The organism is Cryobacterium sp. SO2 (assembly GCF_026151165.2).
Taxonomy (GTDB): domain Bacteria; phylum Actinomycetota; class Actinomycetes; order Actinomycetales; family Microbacteriaceae; genus Cryobacterium.
On record NZ_CP117849.1, the window covers coordinates 403,257 to 419,087 of the forward strand.

Consider the following 15,831-nt stretch of genomic DNA (forward strand, 5'->3'; position numbering starts at 1 on the left):
GCATCCGCCCTTTTGCAGCCGTCGCCTCGAGAGCGGTTGCGGGCTACCGTGGGGGCGTGTCCGTCGCTCCAGCTGATACCCGGGTCGCTCACGCCGAGGGCGTGCAGCGGCTTCTCGCGAGCTACCGGGCCGTGCCGGCGACGGACTCGGTCCGGCTGGCCAAACCGACATCCAATCTGTTTCGAACGCGCACGAAGGCCCACGTCAGAGGCCTCGATACCTCCGGGTTGACGGGGGTCATCAGCGTCGACGCCGAGGCGCGGACGGCGGAGGTCGCTGGCATGTGCACCTACGACGACCTCGTCGCCGCGACCCTTCCCGCCGGCCTGGCGCCGCTGGTCGTGCCGCAGCTGAAGACCATTACGCTCGGCGGCGCCGTCACCGGTCTCGGTATCGAGTCGACCTCGTTCCGCAACGGACTGCCGCACGAGTCGGTGCTCGAGATGGACATCCTCACCGGCACGGGGGAGGTGCTCACCGTGTCGCCCACCGAGCATGCGGATCTGTACCGGGCCTTCCCCAACTCCTACGGCACGTTGGGGTACGCGGTGCGCCTGCGCATCGACCTGGAGCCGGTCAAGCCATTCGTCGCCCTCCGGCACCTGCGCTTCCACTCCCTCAGCGACCTGGTCACGGTGATGGGCCGCATCGTTCAGACCGGCCGGCTCGACGGGGTGGCGATCGACTACCTGGACGCAGTGGTGTTCAGCGCCGAGGAGAGCTACCTCTGCGTCGGCGTGCAGACCGATTCCCACGGTGCCGTCAGCGACTACACCGGCCAGCAGATCTATTACCGCTCGATCCAGCACGACAACGGCGTGACGGATGACCGCCTCACCATTCACGACTACCTGTGGCGGTGGGACGCCGACTGGTTCTGGTGCTCCAAGCCGTTCGGCGCCCAGGATCCACGCATCCGCCGCATCTGGCCGAAGGCCTATCGGAGCAGCCGCTTCTACTCGACGCTGATGAAGTACGAACAACGGTTTCGGATCGGCGACCGGATCGAAAAGCTGGGCGGCCGGCCGCCGCGCGAACGCGTCGTGCAGGATGTCGAAGTTCCCCTCGCGCGGTGTGCAGAGTACCTTGACTGGTTCCTGGCGACTGTGCCGATCGTGCCGATCTGGCTGTGCCCACTGCGGCTGCGTCGGGTCAGCAGCGACACGGCCGACAGCGCCGGCGACGGCTGGCCTCTGTACCCGATCAAGACGAACCAGACCTACGTCAACGTGGGCTTCTGGGGGACTGTGCCCATCGGGCCACAGGAGGGCGAGACGAACCGGCTGATCGAGCGTCGGGTCACCGAACTCCACGGGCACAAGTCGCTGTACTCCGACTCCTATTACTCCCGGGCGGAGTTCGACGAACTCTACGGCGGCGACAGCTACCGGGCAGTGAAAACACGATACGACCCTGACTCACGTCTCCTCGACCTCTATGCCAAGGCGGTGCAGCGACGATGACCACGTTCAAAGAGCGCTCGACGAAGCCAGCGTCGCCGGCGGATGCGAGGGGGAAACCGGGGACGGCGGCGAAATTCACCCTCGCCGAGGTGCTGGAGATTCTGGCCGGCGGCCGGCTGCCGCTCCGGTTCACCGCCTACGACGGCAGTTCGGCCGGACCGCCCGACGCGCCGTTCGGGCTGGACCTGCGGACCCCGCGTGGCACGAGCTACCTCGCCACCGGCCGCGGCGACCTCGGTTTTGCCCGCGCCTACATCGCCGGTGACCTCGACATCCGCGGTGTGCACCCTGGCGACCCCTACGAACTGCTCAAGGCGCTCGCCGACAGCCTCGTCTTCACGCGCCCACCGGCACGGATGCTGGCCGACATCATCCGCTCCATCGGCATCGAACACCTGCGCCCGATAGCGCCGCCGCCCCAGGAGGCGCAGCCCCGGTGGCGCAGGATCGCCGGGGGAATCCGGCATAGCAAGTCCCGGGACGCCGATGCGATCCACCTCCACTACGACGTCTCGAACACCTTTTACGAGTGGGTGCTCGGTCCGTCGATGACGTACACCTGCGCCTGCTACCCGCGCGACAGCGCCTCGCTCGAGGAGGCGCAGGAGAACAAGTACCGGCTCGTGTTCGACAAGCTGCGGCTGAGACCGGGCGACCGGTTGCTCGACGTCGGCTGTGGCTGGGGCGGCATGGTGCGCTACGCCGCTCGCCGCGGCGTGCGGGCCACCGGTGTGACGCTGTCGACCGAACAGACCAGGTGGGCGCAGCGAGCCATCGCAGACGAGGGCCTGAGCGATCTGGCCGAGGTGCGTCACGCCGACTATCGCGATGTCACGGAAACCGGTTACGACGCGGTGTCGTCGATCGGGCTGCTCGAGCACATCGGCAGGCGCAACTATCCGTCCTACTTCGCCTTTCTGCAGTCCCGGCTGCGCCCCGGCGGGCTGTTGCTCAATCACTGCATCACCCGGCCCGAGAACCACCACCAACCCCAGGCGCGCGGATTCATCGATCGCTACGTCTTCCCCGACGGGGAGCTCACCGGCGCGGGCCGGATCATCAGTGATGCTCAGGACACCGGCCTGGAGGTGCTGCACGAAGAGAACTTGAGGCAGCACTACGCGATGACCCTGCGCGACTGGTGCGCCAACCTCGTCGAACACTGGGACGAGGCCGTCGCCGAGGTGGGGCTCCCCACCGCGAAAGTGTGGGGTCTGTACATGGCGGGATCGCGGCTCGGATTCGAGAGCAACGGTATTCAGTTGCACCAGGTACTGCTGAGTAGGCCCCACCAGGGCGATGTCGGAGAGCTGCCGTTGCGGCCGTGGTGGACGCCCTAGGTCGACGTGCCCTTACGCTGGGGGAATGTCCCGCACAATGCGCCTCAAGCCCAATGAGCTGGTCGCGGCGTGGCCGGATGGGCCCGCGAGCGATGCGATCGGAGAGGTCGCCCGGGTGTTTGCCGCGAACCTGCGCGCAGCCATCGGGGCCAGGAGCATCCGCAGCGCCGCCGAGGCCTGCGGGATGAACCACGCGACGCTGATCGGCATCCTGGAGGGGCGGGCGTGGCCGGACATGGAGACCATCGCCAAGCTCGAACGCGGGCTGGATGCGGCGCTGTGGCCGGGGCACGGAACGGGCCACATCCGCTGATCGGGTTTGTCGAGATCCCGTGGCGGGCCTGCACAGGTCGGGATGCGGGGTCTACTTCGACAGGCTCAGCACGGCGTCGACAGGCTCGACCAGCGGGAGGGGTTAGCGGGCTCCGCCGTCCATGACGACGACGGCGCCGCTCATCATGTCGGCGCCGGGGCCGGCGAGGAAGACCGCGAGCGGGCCGAAGTCCTCAGGCTCCGCCAAGCGGCCTGCCGGGGTGCCGGCGGCGATTGCCGCCGCGGCCTCGTCGTTCATCACGTGGGCGTTGATGTTGGTGCGCACGGCGCCGGGGGCGATCGCGTTCACCGTGAGGGTGGGGCCCCACTCCGAGGCGAGCGACTGGGTGATGCTGATGGCGGCGGCCTTGCTGGCGCAGTAGGCGGTCCACTCCGCGGCGCCGCTGGTGCCGGCCTGCGACGCCGTGATGATGATCTTGCCGTGGCCCTGAGCGAGCATGCGCACGCCGAACTCCCTGGCGGTGGCGAAGGTGCCGAGCACGTTGATGTCGAACACCCGCTGCAGGTCGGCGTTTCGCAGTTCGGCCGAGGGGCGCACAAGCACGATTCCGGCGTTGGCGAACACGGCGTCCACGCCGCCGTGCTCCGTGAACAGGCTCTCCGCGAAGGCGGCCACGGCATCCTCGTCGGTGATGTCGAGCACCTTCGGGTGCAACAGCGCGCGCTCGTTGGGGTGCCGGTCGAGCATCCCGGCCAGGGCGGTGGGGTCGATGTCGGCGACGATGACGAAGGCGCCGGCCTGCGCGAGCGCCACGGCCATGGCCTCGCCGAGGCCCCTCGCGCCGCCGGTCACGACGATTCGTTGTCTTGCGAGTGCGTTCATGACGGGGTGTCCGCACGGCGGGAACCGGGCAGGGCGGCCACGGCGGCGACGCCGGCGAGGGCGATCACCGCACAGATCTGGAAGACCGCCTGCGTGCCGGCGAGGTACCCGTCGGCTCCGGCCTGTCCGGCCAGCGCCGTCGCGATGACGATGCCGAAAACCGACAGGGCGAGCACAGTGGACAGGCTGCGCACGAACAGGATCAGCGAGGAACCCACGCCGAGGTCGGCCGGCCGCAGGAACCGCTGGCCGGTGGCGACGAGCTGCTGCGAGAGCATCCCGACACCGCCGCCGATCACGAGGCCCGCGGCCGCGGCCACGACGGGATTGGCGAGGTCGGGGACGAGTGCGAGCGGGGCGAGCCCGACCGCCACCGTGATGGCGCCGGCCAGGAGCATCGGCTTGTCCCGGCCGGTGCGGGAGATGGTGCGGCCCGCCAGCAGCGAGCCGATCAGGGTCGCGGCCGACATCGGCACGAGCAGCAGACCGGATGCGCCGGCGCTGAGACCGAGCCCGTTCTGGAAGAACATCGCCAGATAGACCGAGGCGGCGAAGGTCGCGACGCCCACGGTGACCGAGGCCACGAGCACGCCGAGCAGGGGCCCTGGCGCGAGCAGCGCCGGCGGCACCAGCGGACGAACGGCCCGGCGTTCCACCCTGAGCCCCACCAGGAGCAGGGCGACGAGCACGCCAACGATGACCAGCGAGGTGGCCGACAGCCAACCGGTTGCGGGCGCGATCACGGTGATCCAGACCATGGCCAGCAGCACGGTGCCGAGGGTGAGCAGCGCGCCGGCCAGGTCGAACGGGGCAGCGGTCTGCGGGGTGGGCGGGGGCAGCCGCACGAGCACCGTGATGAGGGTGAACGCGATCACGGCCAGCGGGAAGGTGGCGAAGAAGATCCAGCGCCATCCGCCCACGTCGACGATGAGCCCGCCGAGCGCGGGCGCGGCGACCGCGGCGGCGGCCATCACCGCGCCGAGGTAGCCGAAGTAGCGCGGCCGTTCCTCTGGCGTGGTGAGGTCGGTGACGATCAGCTGCACCACGGTGACGATGCCGCCGGCGCCGATGCCGATGATCGCGCGGCAGGCGATGATCATCCACGGTGCGACCGATAGCCCGGCGGCGATGGTGCCGACGCAGTAGATCACGATGGCGACCTGCACGAGCCGTTTGCGCGACACCCGGTCGGCCAGGCGGCCCCACACCGGGGTGGTCACGGTCAGCAACAACAGCGAGGTGGTGACGATCCAGGTGTACTCGGTCTGGGTTCCACCGAGATCGCCGATGAGTTGCGGCATGCCCGTGAGCACCATGGTGTTCGAGGCCATGGCGAAGAACAGCGAGAGCACCAGGGCACCGAAGGCGAGGTTGCGCGTGCTGTTGGTCATGGCCCCGGCGGGGCCGGTGGCGGGATCTCTCAGGCGTTCAGACGCGCTCACTGGTCTTGGAAGTTCTCGCGCATAGTGGCGTGCTTGTACTCCTTGCGGAACAGACCACGGTGCTGCAGAACCGGGATGACCTCGTCGACGAAACGGGCGATGCCCGCCGGGGCGCCGGAGCGCGGCGCGATCATGAACCCGCCGACGCCGCCGCCGGCGTGGAAGGCCTCTTCCATGTAGTCGGCGAGGAATTCGGGGGTGCCGACATACTCGGCGCCCTCCACGAGCCACTGCAGCGCATACTCCTTGATGGTGGTCGTGGGGGTGCACGCCTCCATCGCAATGTCGAGGTAGCCCCAGTTGGGCGCGGCTCCCGCGGCGCGCACGGCGTTGATGGTCTCGTGCACGTAGGCGTCGGGCTCGAGCGGCCAGCCGTCCAGACCCCACCACTGGCTGAGGAACACGTGCGGCATCCGGTCGGGGAAAGACTCGCGGTACCGACGGGCGTTCTCGTTCGCCTCGGACGGACCAGACACCACGTCGAACGCGCCGGCCCAGACGATGCCGACGCTCTTGGGGTCGCGACCGGCCGCGATGGCGGCCGTTTCGAGCTTGGCCCGGTGGGCTGCCTTGCCCTTGGCGCTGTTCGCCTGGGCGAACTGCAGGTCGGCGTAAGTGGCGGCCAGCTTCATGCCGCTACCGGACTGCCCGGCCATCACCTGCATCGGCCGGCCCTGGGGGGACGGAGCGGTGGGCAGCGGGCCCATCACCTTGAAATGCTCGCCGACGTGGTCGATGCGGTGCACCTTGGCGGGGTCGGCGACCTGGCCGGTCTCGCGGTTCCAGAGCATCGCATCCGGTTCGACCGAGTTGAACAGTTTGGTCAGCACCTCCTGGAACTCGGTGGCGCGCTCGTAGCGCCACTCGTGGTCAGGTGTGGTGTCGTAGCCGTAGTTCTGCGCCTCCTGGGGGAAGCCGCTCACCACGGCGTTGAACGCGACCCGGCCGCGGGTGACGTGGTCGAGGCTCGCCATCATGCGGGCGGTGTGGAAGGGGTGGTTGTAGGTCATCGACATCGTCGTGACGAAGCCCAGCCGCTGGGTGACCGTGGACATGGCCGCGACCATGGGGATCGGGTCGTGCCGGGGCCACGCCACACCGAGCTCAACGGTCTCGTCCATCGAGCCGTTCACCATCGGGGTGCCGGCCACGTCGGCGAAGAAGGCGCCGTCGAACTTGCCGCGCTCGAGGATGCGGGCGATGTCGAGGTACATCGCCGGGTCGCCGTAGGGGGCGTAGCCGCTCCACGAACCGGGGTAGCGCCACTTGGCGTTGGTGTGGATGAGCGACAGGTCGCAGATGAGCTTGAACTCGGATGAGGGCATGACGGAGGTCCGTTCGTGAAGTGGTGCGAAGGAAAATGCGGGAACGCGCGGGCGTCAGCGGACGGGGCGGTCCCAGCGGAGGTAGTAGCGGGCGGCGAGTTTCACGACCACATCGAGCAGCACCCCGAAGAGCGCGAGCAGGGTGATGATGCCGAACATCCCGGCCACGTCGAGCCGCGCGGTGTACATCTGCAGCATCGTGCCGAGGCCGACGCTCGTGCCGGAGCCGAGCAGTTCGGCGAAGACCGCGCCGGTGAGGCAGAGCACGAAGCTCGCCTCGAAGGCCGCGAAGAGGAACGGCAGCGACTTGTACAGCCGCAGGTGCTTCAGGCGCTGCCAGCGGGTGGCGTGGGACACCCGCATCAGCTCCTCCTCTTCATCGGTGGTGCTGCGGAGGCCCGCGTACATGTTCACCATCACCGGGAAGAACACGAAGGCCGCGATGAGCACGACCTTCGACCAGATGCCGAAGCCGAACCAGACAATGAACAGCGGCGTGAGGGCCACCTTCGGCACGGCCTGGAAGGCCACGATGTAGGGGTTCGCCAGCCGGTACAGGGTGTCGGACTCCGCGAGGGCGATGGCCAGGACGATGCCGGCCGCCGCTCCGACGGCGAAACCGACCATCGCCTCCTGGAAGGTGACCCAGGTGGCCGACCAGATCACGGGCGATTGCACCTGGCTCCAGAGCGCGTCGAGGACGGGAATCGGGCCGGGCAGCACGAGCGGTTCGATCTGGAAGATCGAGACGACGGCCTGCCAGGCCAGGAGGGCCACGAGGACGTAGATGACGAAGACGACGACGCGGCGCACGGCCCAACGGGCGGATCTGGCGGCGCGCGCGCCGCGCGCCACGGTGGGTGCGGCGACGGGGGTTGAGGTGGAAATGGGGCTGGTGAGCACGGTCATGATCGATCCTCGGGGCGTCAGTGGGTGATGTGTTCGCGCAGCTCGGCGGCCAGCCGGGCGAACTCGGGCATCTGGCGGGTCGCCTCGCCGCGGGGGCGCGGCAGGTCGACGGTGAGGTCGGCCACGATGCGCCCCGGCCGGGGCGACATCACGATGACGCGGTCGGAGAGGTAGACCGCCTCGCTGATGTCATGGGTGATGAAGAAGACCGTTGCACCGGATGCCTGCCAGATCGAGAGCAGCTCGTCGTGCATGTGCTCGCGGGTGATGGCGTCGAGCGCCCCGAACGGCTCATCCATGAGGATGACCGCCGGGTCGCTCACCAGGCAGCGGGCGATGGCCACCCGCTGCCGCATGCCGCCGGAGAGTTCCCGGGGGTACTTGCCGCCCAGGCCGCTCAGCTTGACCATGTCGAGCAGCTCCTCGACCCTGGCCTCGACCGCGGCCTTGTTGTTGCGCTTGTCCAGCTTGGCCGGCAGGCCGATGTTCTCGGCCACGGTGTACCACTGCAGCAGCGAGGGCGTCTGGAAGGCGATGCCCACCTGCCGGCTCGGCCCCGTGACGTGCTCGGTGCCGATGTGCACCGCGCCGGCCGTGGGGGTGGCGAGCCCGGCGATGATCCGCAGCAGCGTTGACTTGCCGCAGCCGCTGGGCCCGAGCACCGACACGAACTGGCCGGACGGGATCTGCAGGTTCGACTCGGTCAGCGCGTGGATGGTGCCGCCATCCCGGGTGTTGAACTCCATCGAGACATCCTGCACATCGATGGAGCCGTCACGCCGGAGGACGCTGTTGCTGCTTCGGCTGTCGAGGAGGCTCATCCCTACTGCTCCGTGATCGCGTCGTGGTCGAAGTCGTTGGCGGCCTCGATGTGGTCGGCGGAGAAGAACAGGGTCGGGTCGACCTCGGCCGTGGGGGTGATGGTGCCGGCCTCTTCCATGTAGGCGATCTGGTTGGTCCAGCGCTCGAGGGTCTGGATGCCCCAGGTGTAGTCCGCGTCGTGATCCTTGGCGCCCATGGTGGTGAGGGTGGAGTCGAGCACCGCGAGGTCGCGGGCGAGGGCTTCGTCTTCGTCGGCGCCGGGCAGCGGGGCGCGCTCCGGGTAGGCCGCCCAGAAGATCTTGATGGCGCTCTCCGGGAACTTCTGCAGGTAGACCATCGACTTGGCGATGGCGCGGGAGACGCCCTCGACCAGTTCCGGCTTGTCCGCGATGGTCTCGTCGGTGGCCGAGAGGCCGATGCCGTCGAACCCGCCGCTCCACTCGGTGCCCTCGAGGATGCGCGTGTCGTAACCTGCAGCCTCCCACGAGGTGAACATGCCGGGCCAGTAGAGCACGGCGTCGACATCGCCGGACTTGAGCGCCTCGGCCGGCGTCGCGCCGTAGCCGGTGACGATGGTGCTGATGTCGGCCAGGCCGAGGCCGGCCGGTTCGAGCGACTTGGTGAGGAACGCGTCGTACATGGGGCTGGTGCCCTCGAGACCGATGGTGGCGCCGGCGAGATCTGCGGTGGACTCGATGTCGGAGTCGGCGAGCACGCCGAGGTAGATGTTGAGGTTGGGGATGTAGTTGTAGATCGTCTTGGCGCCGAAGGCCGCGCCGTTGTTCGCGGCGACGAGCTGCTCCGGACCGGTCATGGCGAAGTCGGTCTGCCCGGCGAGCAGCGACTGCGGTCCGCCGGTGGCCGTGACGTCGATGGTCATGTCGATGCACTCGTCGTCGAAGTAGCCGAGTTCGTCGGCGAGGATGCCGTAGGGGATGTACGAGATGTCGAGGTCGGCCGTGGAGAGCAGCAGGCTCGACTCGGTCGTGGTCTCGCACTCGACCGCGGCGGGGTCGCTGGCGGCGGTGGTCTCGGTGGCGCAGCCAGAGAGCAGCAGGGCGCCGGTCGCGAGCGCGGCGGTGCCGGCCCAGCGAGCCTTGGAGGGGTGGAGCCGTCGGAATTCGCGCATGGGGGGGCCTCTCGCAATCATCGGGTCGGTGCTGGAAACTCCAGCAATCGTCTGTGTGCGTGCCACGTTACGGAGCGCAGGTACGCGGTTTGATTGCGCGAGGGTGTCGGCCGAGTTACGCCGTCTCGCCGGGGTGAGAAAACCCCGGATTCCGGGCCTTGTGGCCCGTGCGGACCGGCCCTGGCGGTGGTGGAGCGGGAGTTACGCCGTCTTCCAGGCGAGCTTGAGGTCACCCACGTTGGCCGTGACGGCGGCCTTCCTGCTGTCGAAGTGGGCGATGTGCAGTTCGGCGGGGCGCTGGTCGAGGTCGGAGTACAGGGTCTCCCGCACCAGCAGCGGGTAGCCCGGTGTTACGCCGAGCAGCTCGGCGGTGCGCTCGTCGGCGCTGGTCGCCTCCACGGTGACGCTGATGTCGCCGGGCGGCTCATTGTGGATGCGCCGGTACCAGCTGATGTTGTCGGGCGAGAGCACGGGCTCCGCCGCTTCGAGCACCGGCGCGGGGCCGCGGCCGTAGCGCGAGAAGATGCCCACCGTGATCCCGTTGGTGCGGATCAGGAATTCCGACATCCGCAGGGTGGACCCGCTGTCACCGAACCGGCTGCGCAGGTAGGCGTTGGCGGACACGTCACGGGTCTCCAGCAGGTGCAGGGCCGCGGTGGCGCCGATGACGGCTTCGATGCACTCGAAGATCGGGAACGCGTTGATGCCGGAGACCACGACGGTGCCGACACCGGGCTGGCGTTTGACGAGGCCGTCGAGCGCCAGGTTCTGCAGGGCCAGCCGCACGGCGTTCCGGCTGGTGCTGAGTTCGTGTACGAGCGCGGCTTCGTCCAGCTTGGAGTGGGCGGGCAGTTCACCGGAGCGGATGGCGGCGCGGAGCAGCGCGTAGACCCGGTGCGGCGACTTCTGCATGGTGTGGCCACGGCGCAGGCGCTCGCCGAGCCGTGCGGTGGCGAGCTCGGTCTGGGCCGTCTCCGACCGGGGGAGGGTGCTCATCGGGCGCGGTGCCGGGCGCGGGCTGCAGGGGTCATGCTTCGACGCTAGTGAGCCGGGGGATCGATTTGGTTTCGGCAATGTGACGTTCGCCGACCAGATCGCCGAACCAGGGTGACAGTGATCAGCGGTGGTTCTCGGTCTGCTCGATCTGGTCGGCGAGGTTGTCCGGGCTGAGCTCGGCGTTCTTGAACGCGGCCGTGAGCGGCAGCTCCAGGTGCAGGTCGGTGCCGATGCAGATCTCGATGGTGCCGGAGAGAAGCTTGAAGTCGAGCACGTGGCCGCCGTGCTGCCTGGCGTCGTCGATGAAGTGCACGTGCCCACCAGGCACCCCGATGCCCTGCCCGTACAGCGGGGTGCGGAAACCGGCGACGACGCCGGTGGAGCGGCCGAACTCGAGGGTCTTCTCGCCGCGGATGGCTTCGGACATGGGCTGGTACGGCTTCTCCTGCCGTTGCACCGCCCGCACCCGCACCCACTCGAACTCGCCGGTGAGCCGCACCGCGTAGAGGTAGTTCGCGCTCTCCAGGGTGGCGTTGATGAGAGCAACGGCCTCGTCGCGGGTCATCGGTTCGTCGATGGGGATGCTGACGGTGGGGACGAACTCGGTGACGACGGCGAACGGGCTCAGGTCGTCCGCCGCGGCGGGCGCGACGGTGCCGTCCACGCGCATCCGGTAACAGACACCGTCGAGGATCAGCATCTCGCCGTCGAGGGCGTTGAAAGTGCCCAGGCCGAAGTCGCCGTGCTCGAGCAGGGTGGCCACGGTGGTGTCGCCGTCGTAGATGCCGTCGAGCAGGGCGCTCATCAGGCTGGTCTGATAGACGAGGTGGCGGCCGGTGGGAGGCTGTTCCATGGGTGCTCCTGAACGGGACGAGAGGCTACAGCGAGGGGATCAGTTCCGGCGCCCGGCAGGGCTGGCCGTTGGCGTAGTTGAGGCAGGCATCGAAGACATCCGGGTACGGGTCGGTGTCCGCCGAGCCGAACCAGGCCGTGTAGAACAGCCAGAAGTTGAGATTGCCGTGCGTGGAGCATCCGTCGCCGTCGGTGCCGGACTCGACCAGGGCGGCCTCGTTCGGTTGGTACGGCGTGTAGTTGTACAGGTTGGCGGTGGCCTGGTTCTGGATGTCGACGACGCTGGTGCCGCAGGCGGCGTCGGGGTTGTACCCCACCTCGACGTCACCGATCTGGTAGGTGCGGTCGGGCTCCTGGGTGTACTGCCGGAACTGCCAGGCGGCGTTGTAGACCTGGTTGAAGAAGCCGAAGTAGTCGGCGTCGCAATCGGCGGTGTCGGGGCAGCCGTAGCCGGTGGCGCGCAGGTACCCGGACTCGCTCGGCCGGCTGAGCAGGGACTGCTCCTTCTGCAGCAGCACCAGCAGCACCCGGGGGCTGATGCCGCAGGCGGTGGCGACCTTGCTGATGATGCGGCTAGCGCGTTCGTGCTCCGCGCCGGTGTACGCGGCGCAGTGGCCGGCGCCTGCGTCGGGCTGGCTGACCGTGCTCTCGCGGTACTCCCAGAGGCAGGGGGAGCTGTCGGAGCGGGTGCAGCTGCGCGACTGCAGGAAGGTCTGGATCTCGGCCTCGGTCATGGCGTCGGCGTTGAAGAAGGTGAAGTCGCTGACGATGCGGCCGGGTTGGAAGGCGGCCAGGTCGATCTCGTCGGTGGCGATGGCCGCGACGGGCACCACGATTGCCGGCTCCGCACGCACGGCACCGTTCACGAGGGCGGCACCGCCGAGGGTGACCACGAGAACCGCCGCCGTCGCGAGCGCGGACAGACGGTGGCGCTCGAAGAACCTCATTATTCGAGACTATCGAAGGCACACCGACGCCGGGTGGGAGGGGGCTGCGAAGCGACACCCCCAGCCCGGGTCGGGCGGGCATATTACGGGCATCTAACGATTGTCGGCGGCGGCGGTCGGCGAGCCTCGGCCTGAGGCATCCGGCCGGATATGATTGCTCTTCAGGAAAGGCGGGGAACGTGCCGGAGAACGGTGCAGCGACAGGCCTGCTGCGAGGCCGGTACCGGCTGCTTGAGCTGATCGGCCAGGGCGGCATGGGCGCCGTCTACAAGGCCAGGGACGAGTTCCTCGGCCGCAATGTGGCCATCAAGATCTTCCTGGCCAACGCCACGGCGGTCGCCGACGTGCGCCGCCAGGAGGACGAGGTCAACATCCTCGCCTCACTCAGCCACCACAGCCTGGTGACCCTGCTCGATGCGGCCGTCGACCGCAGCGTGCCCGCCCTGCCGCGCATCTACCTGGTGATGGAACTCGTCGAGGGCGCCGACCTGCAGCGGAAACTCGCTGCAGGCCCCCTGCCGGTGCGGCAGATCGCTCAGCTGGGCTACGACCTGGCCGAGGGACTGGAATACATCCACTCCCGCGGTGTCGTGCACCGTGACGTCAAGCCGGCCAACGTGCTGATGGTGGACTACAACGGCGACAACTCCCGCACGCGGGCCAAGCTCACCGACTTCGGCATCGCCCTGCTCGCCGAGTCCGAACGGTTCACGGCGGCTGGCTCCGCCACCGGCAGCGCCCACTACATGAGCCCTGAACAGGCCAAGGGTGAACCCGTCGGCCCGGCCAGCGACGTGTACGCGCTCGGCCTGGTGCTGCTGGAGTGCTTCACCGGCGAGGTCGCGTTCCCCGGCTCCGCGGTGCCATCGGCACTGGCCCGGCTGATGAACGACCCGGCCATCCCCGACAGCGTGCCGCAGGCCTGGGCCGGCCTGATCGCCGCGATGACCTCCCTCGACCCGCGTGACCGGCCGCTCGTGCACGACCTGGTGCTGGCCATGCGCCAGCTGATCATCGGCGCCTCCGGCCGGCACCGCGCCGAAACGCCGCTGCAGATGGCCGCGGCGACCCGCGCCATCCGCCTCGGCGCCCCGGAGGCCGCCGACGAGGAAGGCCGGATGAATGCCGTGCGGCGCTACGACCTGCTTGACACCCCGCCGGATGGCGCCTTCGACCGGATCACCGGTATGGCCGCGCGGATCTTCCAGGTGCCGATCGCGCTCGTGAGCGTGGTGGACTACGACCGGATCTGGTTCAAGTCGCGCCACGGGCTCGGCGTGGAGCAGATCGACCGTGACGCCGGCCTGTGCGCCTCCGCCATCCTGCACAACGAACCGTGGGTGGTGACGGATGCCCGTAGCGACCCCCGCGCGCTCGCGAACCCGCTGGTGGCCGGCGACATGGGCCTGCAGTTCTACGCCGGTGTGCCGCTCACCACCCGCGACGGCCACAACCTGGGCACCTTCTGCCTGATCGACTACGAACCGCGCGAATTCACGCCCGCCCAGATGGCCACCCTCGAAGACCTGGCCGCGATGGTGATGAGCGAACTGGAGCTGCGCTTGGACAGCCGCGCGGCGCTGCTCGAGCGCCGGGCATTGCTGGGCTGACCGGCTGCCCGACTTCCACTCCGCTCTTCCGGCGGCGGCTGCGCAGCGGTTGAATGGGAGGTGACCGCAGGAATCGGATTCGCCGCCTCCCGCGGCAGGAGGTCATCATGGATGCTGACACGGGCGCCGAACGAACACGGGGCACCACCGGCGATGCCGCGGGGGTGCACGCAGAGGCCGCCGCACAACCGGCCCAGGAACCGGGACCACGCGCCGGCATCGTCGTCGGGCACGACGGTTCGGCTGACGCCGACCACGCGCTGGCGGTGGCCCTCGACCTGGCCGCCGGCCTGGCCGCGCCCGTGACGGTCGTGCGGGCCTGGTCGATCGACACGGCTCCGCGCCCGGCGAACTGGGAGTTCGGCTACGTGTCGTCGTACTCCGACTACGCCGGCGCCGTGAGGGACCGCCTCATGAAGGATTCGGCCGCCGTCGTGGCGGCGCATCCCGGCCTTGCCGTGGAGTACCGGGTGGCGCTCGGCGGCCCGGCGAAGACGCTCATCGAGGTGTCCAAGGGGTCGCGGATGCTCGTGGTCGGCTCCCGCGGGCGCGGGGGACTGGCCGGGATGCTGCTCGGCTCGGTGAGCGAGCAGTGCGTGCGACACGCGGACTGCCCGGTGCTCGTGGTGCGTCCGCAGGCCGCACGCGGCTGACCCGCGGTCAGCCGGTCTGCACGCGGTTGCCCACCGCGAACCAGGCGAGCGCGCCGAACACCGGTGCCAAGACCACAGTGAGCACCCAGCGGGTGCGGGCAGGTTCGCTGAGGTGGATGGCCTGGGTCACCTGTAGGAGCGCGGCCACGATGAGGAGCACGGCGCCCAGCAGGGCCAGGACCAGAAGGGCAAGGCCGATCACGGCACTCAGCTGGGCCCCGTCCACGCCGGCACCGTCCAGCACGTTGCCGTCCGCGGTCTCCCGGCGCAAGGCCAGCTGGAGTGTGATGGTGGTTGTCATTCGTCGGTTTCCCCTCGATCCCGGCAGATGGTGCCCGGCGTCGACGCGGGGCGGATGGTGCGGTGGTGCGGCAGTGCAGTGTTGCGGCGGTGCAGTGTCGTCGGCCGGGAAAACAGGTTCCCCCCGGAATGTTCGCCCGGCCTGCCCAAAGCATACCAAACGGTATGATTCATTGACGAACGATGTCGCCCCGGGTCTCGCCGTGCCGCCGGGTGCCCGTTCCGGTTCGAGGAGCACCATGACCCAACAGGCCCGCGCCGTCGAAACCCGTGCGGCGATCATCCGCGCCGCCGCCGATGTGTTCGGCGCGGCCGGCTACGGGGGCGCGTCGATGGCGGACATCTGTGCCGCCGCCGGGCTCACCAAGGGGGCGGTGTACTTCCACTTCGAGTCGAAGGAGGCGCTCGCGCTCGCGATCATCGCCGCCCAGCACGAGCGGGCGATCGCGCTCGGCGACGAGCTGCTGCACAGCGACCAGCCGGGTCTGCACGTCTTGATGCGCCTCACCTTCGAACTGGGAAAGCAGGTGCGTGACGATGCGGTGTCGCGCGCGGGCATCCGTCTCACGATGGAATCGAGCAGTCTCTCTGCACCCGTTGTGACGCCCTATGAGGACTGGATGGCCGCCTGCGAGCTGCTGCTGCGGCGGGCGATCCTCGACGGAGACGTGCGCCCCGATGTAGACGTGGCGGCCGCCGCGCACTTCATCAGCCCGGCCTTCACCGGCGTGCAAGTGGTGTCAGGGGTGCTCACCGAGCGTGCCGACCTCACGCAGCGAGTGGTGGAGATGTGGTCGTTCGTGCTGCCCGGTCTGGTGCCCCAGGGATGGGACCAGTTGCGGACCCTGCCGCAGGAGATGGCCGACATCTGGGGGTGAGTCCGTTCC

At 69.1% G+C, this 15,831-nt stretch carries 16 protein-coding genes; 6 read left to right on the forward strand and 10 right to left on the reverse strand.

What is annotated here, in order from left to right:
- Positions 1–56: 56 nt before the first annotated feature.
- Genes BJQ94_RS01910 through BJQ94_RS01920 form a run of 3 tightly spaced genes read left to right on the forward strand, consistent with a single transcriptional unit; the run spans position 57 to position 3,116 of the window.
- Positions 57–1,463 carry an FAD-binding oxidoreductase gene (locus BJQ94_RS01910; protein ID WP_265400652.1) on the forward strand — a complete coding sequence of 469 codons (1,407 nt, stop codon included), beginning with the start codon at positions 57–59 and terminating at the stop codon, positions 1,461–1,463.
- Positions 1,460–2,803, forward strand: a complete 1,344-nt coding sequence (locus BJQ94_RS01915; protein WP_265400653.1) for a class I SAM-dependent methyltransferase — start codon at positions 1,460–1,462, stop codon at positions 2,801–2,803. Before BJQ94_RS01910 ends, BJQ94_RS01915 begins: the two co-directional genes overlap by 4 nt.
- Before the next feature lie 25 nt (positions 2,804–2,828).
- The gene (locus BJQ94_RS01920) at positions 2,829–3,116 is read left to right on the forward strand and encodes a helix-turn-helix transcriptional regulator (RefSeq protein ID WP_265400654.1); all 288 of its coding nucleotides are present in this window, start codon (positions 2,829–2,831) and stop codon (positions 3,114–3,116) included.
- Between the two features lie 102 nt (positions 3,117–3,218).
- Here BJQ94_RS01920 and BJQ94_RS01925 read toward each other — a convergent pair whose 3' ends face one another.
- From BJQ94_RS01925 to BJQ94_RS01965, 9 genes are all read right to left on the reverse strand, one after another.
- Positions 3,219–3,959, reverse strand: coding sequence for an SDR family oxidoreductase (locus tag BJQ94_RS01925; RefSeq protein WP_265400655.1), 741 nt, complete (start codon positions 3,957–3,959; stop codon positions 3,219–3,221).
- Positions 3,956–5,350: an MFS transporter gene (locus BJQ94_RS01930; protein ID WP_345893465.1), complete on the reverse strand. Its 1,395-nt coding sequence runs from the start codon at positions 5,348–5,350 to the stop codon at positions 3,956–3,958. Before BJQ94_RS01930 ends, BJQ94_RS01925 begins: the two co-directional genes overlap by 4 nt.
- Before the next feature lie 47 nt (positions 5,351–5,397).
- Positions 5,398–6,726: an NtaA/DmoA family FMN-dependent monooxygenase gene (locus BJQ94_RS01935; RefSeq protein ID WP_265400657.1), complete on the reverse strand. Its 1,329-nt coding sequence runs from the start codon at positions 6,724–6,726 to the stop codon at positions 5,398–5,400.
- 54 nt (positions 6,727–6,780) lie between these two features.
- A complete protein-coding gene (locus tag BJQ94_RS01940) occupies positions 6,781–7,635 on the reverse strand; it encodes an ABC transporter permease (RefSeq protein ID WP_265400658.1) in 855 nt (284 codons plus the stop codon).
- Positions 7,636–7,652: 17 nt separating this feature from the next.
- Positions 7,653–8,456 (reverse strand): ABC transporter ATP-binding protein, encoded by an 804-nt coding sequence (locus BJQ94_RS01945; protein WP_265400659.1) that lies wholly within the window; start codon positions 8,454–8,456, stop codon positions 7,653–7,655.
- A 2-nt stretch (positions 8,457–8,458) separates the two neighbouring features.
- Positions 8,459–9,586, reverse strand: coding sequence for an ABC transporter substrate-binding protein (locus BJQ94_RS01950; RefSeq protein WP_265400660.1), 1,128 nt, complete (start codon positions 9,584–9,586; stop codon positions 8,459–8,461).
- Positions 9,587–9,787: 201 nt separating this feature from the next.
- Positions 9,788–10,582 (reverse strand): GntR family transcriptional regulator, encoded by a 795-nt coding sequence (locus BJQ94_RS01955; RefSeq protein ID WP_265400661.1) that lies wholly within the window; start codon positions 10,580–10,582, stop codon positions 9,788–9,790.
- Positions 10,583–10,703: 121 nt separating this feature from the next.
- Positions 10,704–11,435, reverse strand: a complete 732-nt coding sequence (gene budA / locus BJQ94_RS01960; protein ID WP_265400662.1) for an acetolactate decarboxylase — start codon at positions 11,433–11,435, stop codon at positions 10,704–10,706.
- 25 nt (positions 11,436–11,460) lie between these two features.
- Positions 11,461–12,381: a hypothetical protein gene (locus BJQ94_RS01965; protein WP_265400663.1), complete on the reverse strand. Its 921-nt coding sequence runs from the start codon at positions 12,379–12,381 to the stop codon at positions 11,461–11,463.
- A gap of 179 nt (positions 12,382–12,560) precedes the next feature.
- Between BJQ94_RS01965 and BJQ94_RS01970 the strand changes: the two genes are divergently transcribed.
- Together BJQ94_RS01970 and BJQ94_RS01975 are read left to right on the forward strand one after the other, a co-directional pair.
- A complete protein-coding gene (locus BJQ94_RS01970; RefSeq protein ID WP_265400664.1) occupies positions 12,561–13,991 on the forward strand; it encodes a protein kinase in 1,431 nt (476 codons plus the stop codon).
- 107 nt (positions 13,992–14,098) lie between these two features.
- On the forward strand, positions 14,099–14,644 hold the full coding sequence (locus BJQ94_RS01975) for a universal stress protein (protein WP_265400665.1): 546 nt from the start codon (positions 14,099–14,101) through the stop codon (positions 14,642–14,644).
- A gap of 7 nt (positions 14,645–14,651) precedes the next feature.
- On the opposite strand, the gene BJQ94_RS01980 is transcribed toward BJQ94_RS01975, so the two are convergent.
- A complete protein-coding gene (locus BJQ94_RS01980; RefSeq protein WP_265400666.1) occupies positions 14,652–14,945 on the reverse strand; it encodes a PLDc N-terminal domain-containing protein in 294 nt (97 codons plus the stop codon).
- A gap of 238 nt (positions 14,946–15,183) precedes the next feature.
- Between BJQ94_RS01980 and BJQ94_RS01985 the strand changes: the two genes are divergently transcribed.
- Positions 15,184–15,822 carry a ScbR family autoregulator-binding transcription factor gene (locus BJQ94_RS01985; protein WP_265400667.1) on the forward strand — a complete coding sequence of 213 codons (639 nt, stop codon included), beginning with the start codon at positions 15,184–15,186 and terminating at the stop codon, positions 15,820–15,822.
- Positions 15,823–15,831: the final 9 nt, after the last annotated feature.

Excerpts from the sequence above, each read along its gene's own strand:
- BJQ94_RS01950 (WP_265400660.1), bottom strand. The coding sequence starts at position 9,586 with ATGCGCGAATTCCGACGGCTCCACCCCTCCAAGGCTCGCTGGGCCGGC.
- BJQ94_RS01935 (WP_265400657.1), bottom strand. The coding sequence starts at position 6,726 with ATGCCCTCATCCGAGTTCAAGCTCATCTGCGACCTGTCGCTCATCCAC.
- BJQ94_RS01930 (WP_345893465.1), bottom strand. The coding sequence starts at position 5,350 with ATGACCAACAGCACGCGCAACCTCGCCTTCGGTGCCCTGGTGCTCTCG.
- budA (WP_265400662.1), bottom strand. The coding sequence starts at position 11,435 with ATGGAACAGCCTCCCACCGGCCGCCACCTCGTCTATCAGACCAGCCTG.
- BJQ94_RS01980 (WP_265400666.1), bottom strand. The coding sequence starts at position 14,945 with ATGACAACCACCATCACACTCCAGCTGGCCTTGCGCCGGGAGACCGCG.
- BJQ94_RS01945 (WP_265400659.1), bottom strand. The coding sequence starts at position 8,456 with ATGAGCCTCCTCGACAGCCGAAGCAGCAACAGCGTCCTCCGGCGTGAC.
- BJQ94_RS01920 (WP_265400654.1), top strand. The coding sequence starts at position 2,829 with ATGTCCCGCACAATGCGCCTCAAGCCCAATGAGCTGGTCGCGGCGTGG.
- BJQ94_RS01975 (WP_265400665.1), top strand. The coding sequence starts at position 14,099 with ATGGATGCTGACACGGGCGCCGAACGAACACGGGGCACCACCGGCGAT.
- BJQ94_RS01985 (WP_265400667.1), top strand. The coding sequence starts at position 15,184 with ATGACCCAACAGGCCCGCGCCGTCGAAACCCGTGCGGCGATCATCCGC.
- BJQ94_RS01925 (WP_265400655.1), bottom strand. The coding sequence starts at position 3,959 with ATGAACGCACTCGCAAGACAACGAATCGTCGTGACCGGCGGCGCGAGG.
- BJQ94_RS01915 (WP_265400653.1), top strand. The coding sequence starts at position 1,460 with ATGACCACGTTCAAAGAGCGCTCGACGAAGCCAGCGTCGCCGGCGGAT.
- BJQ94_RS01955 (WP_265400661.1), bottom strand. The coding sequence starts at position 10,582 with ATGAGCACCCTCCCCCGGTCGGAGACGGCCCAGACCGAGCTCGCCACC.
- BJQ94_RS01965 (WP_265400663.1), bottom strand. The coding sequence starts at position 12,381 with ATGAGGTTCTTCGAGCGCCACCGTCTGTCCGCGCTCGCGACGGCGGCG.
- BJQ94_RS01940 (WP_265400658.1), bottom strand. The coding sequence starts at position 7,635 with ATGACCGTGCTCACCAGCCCCATTTCCACCTCAACCCCCGTCGCCGCA.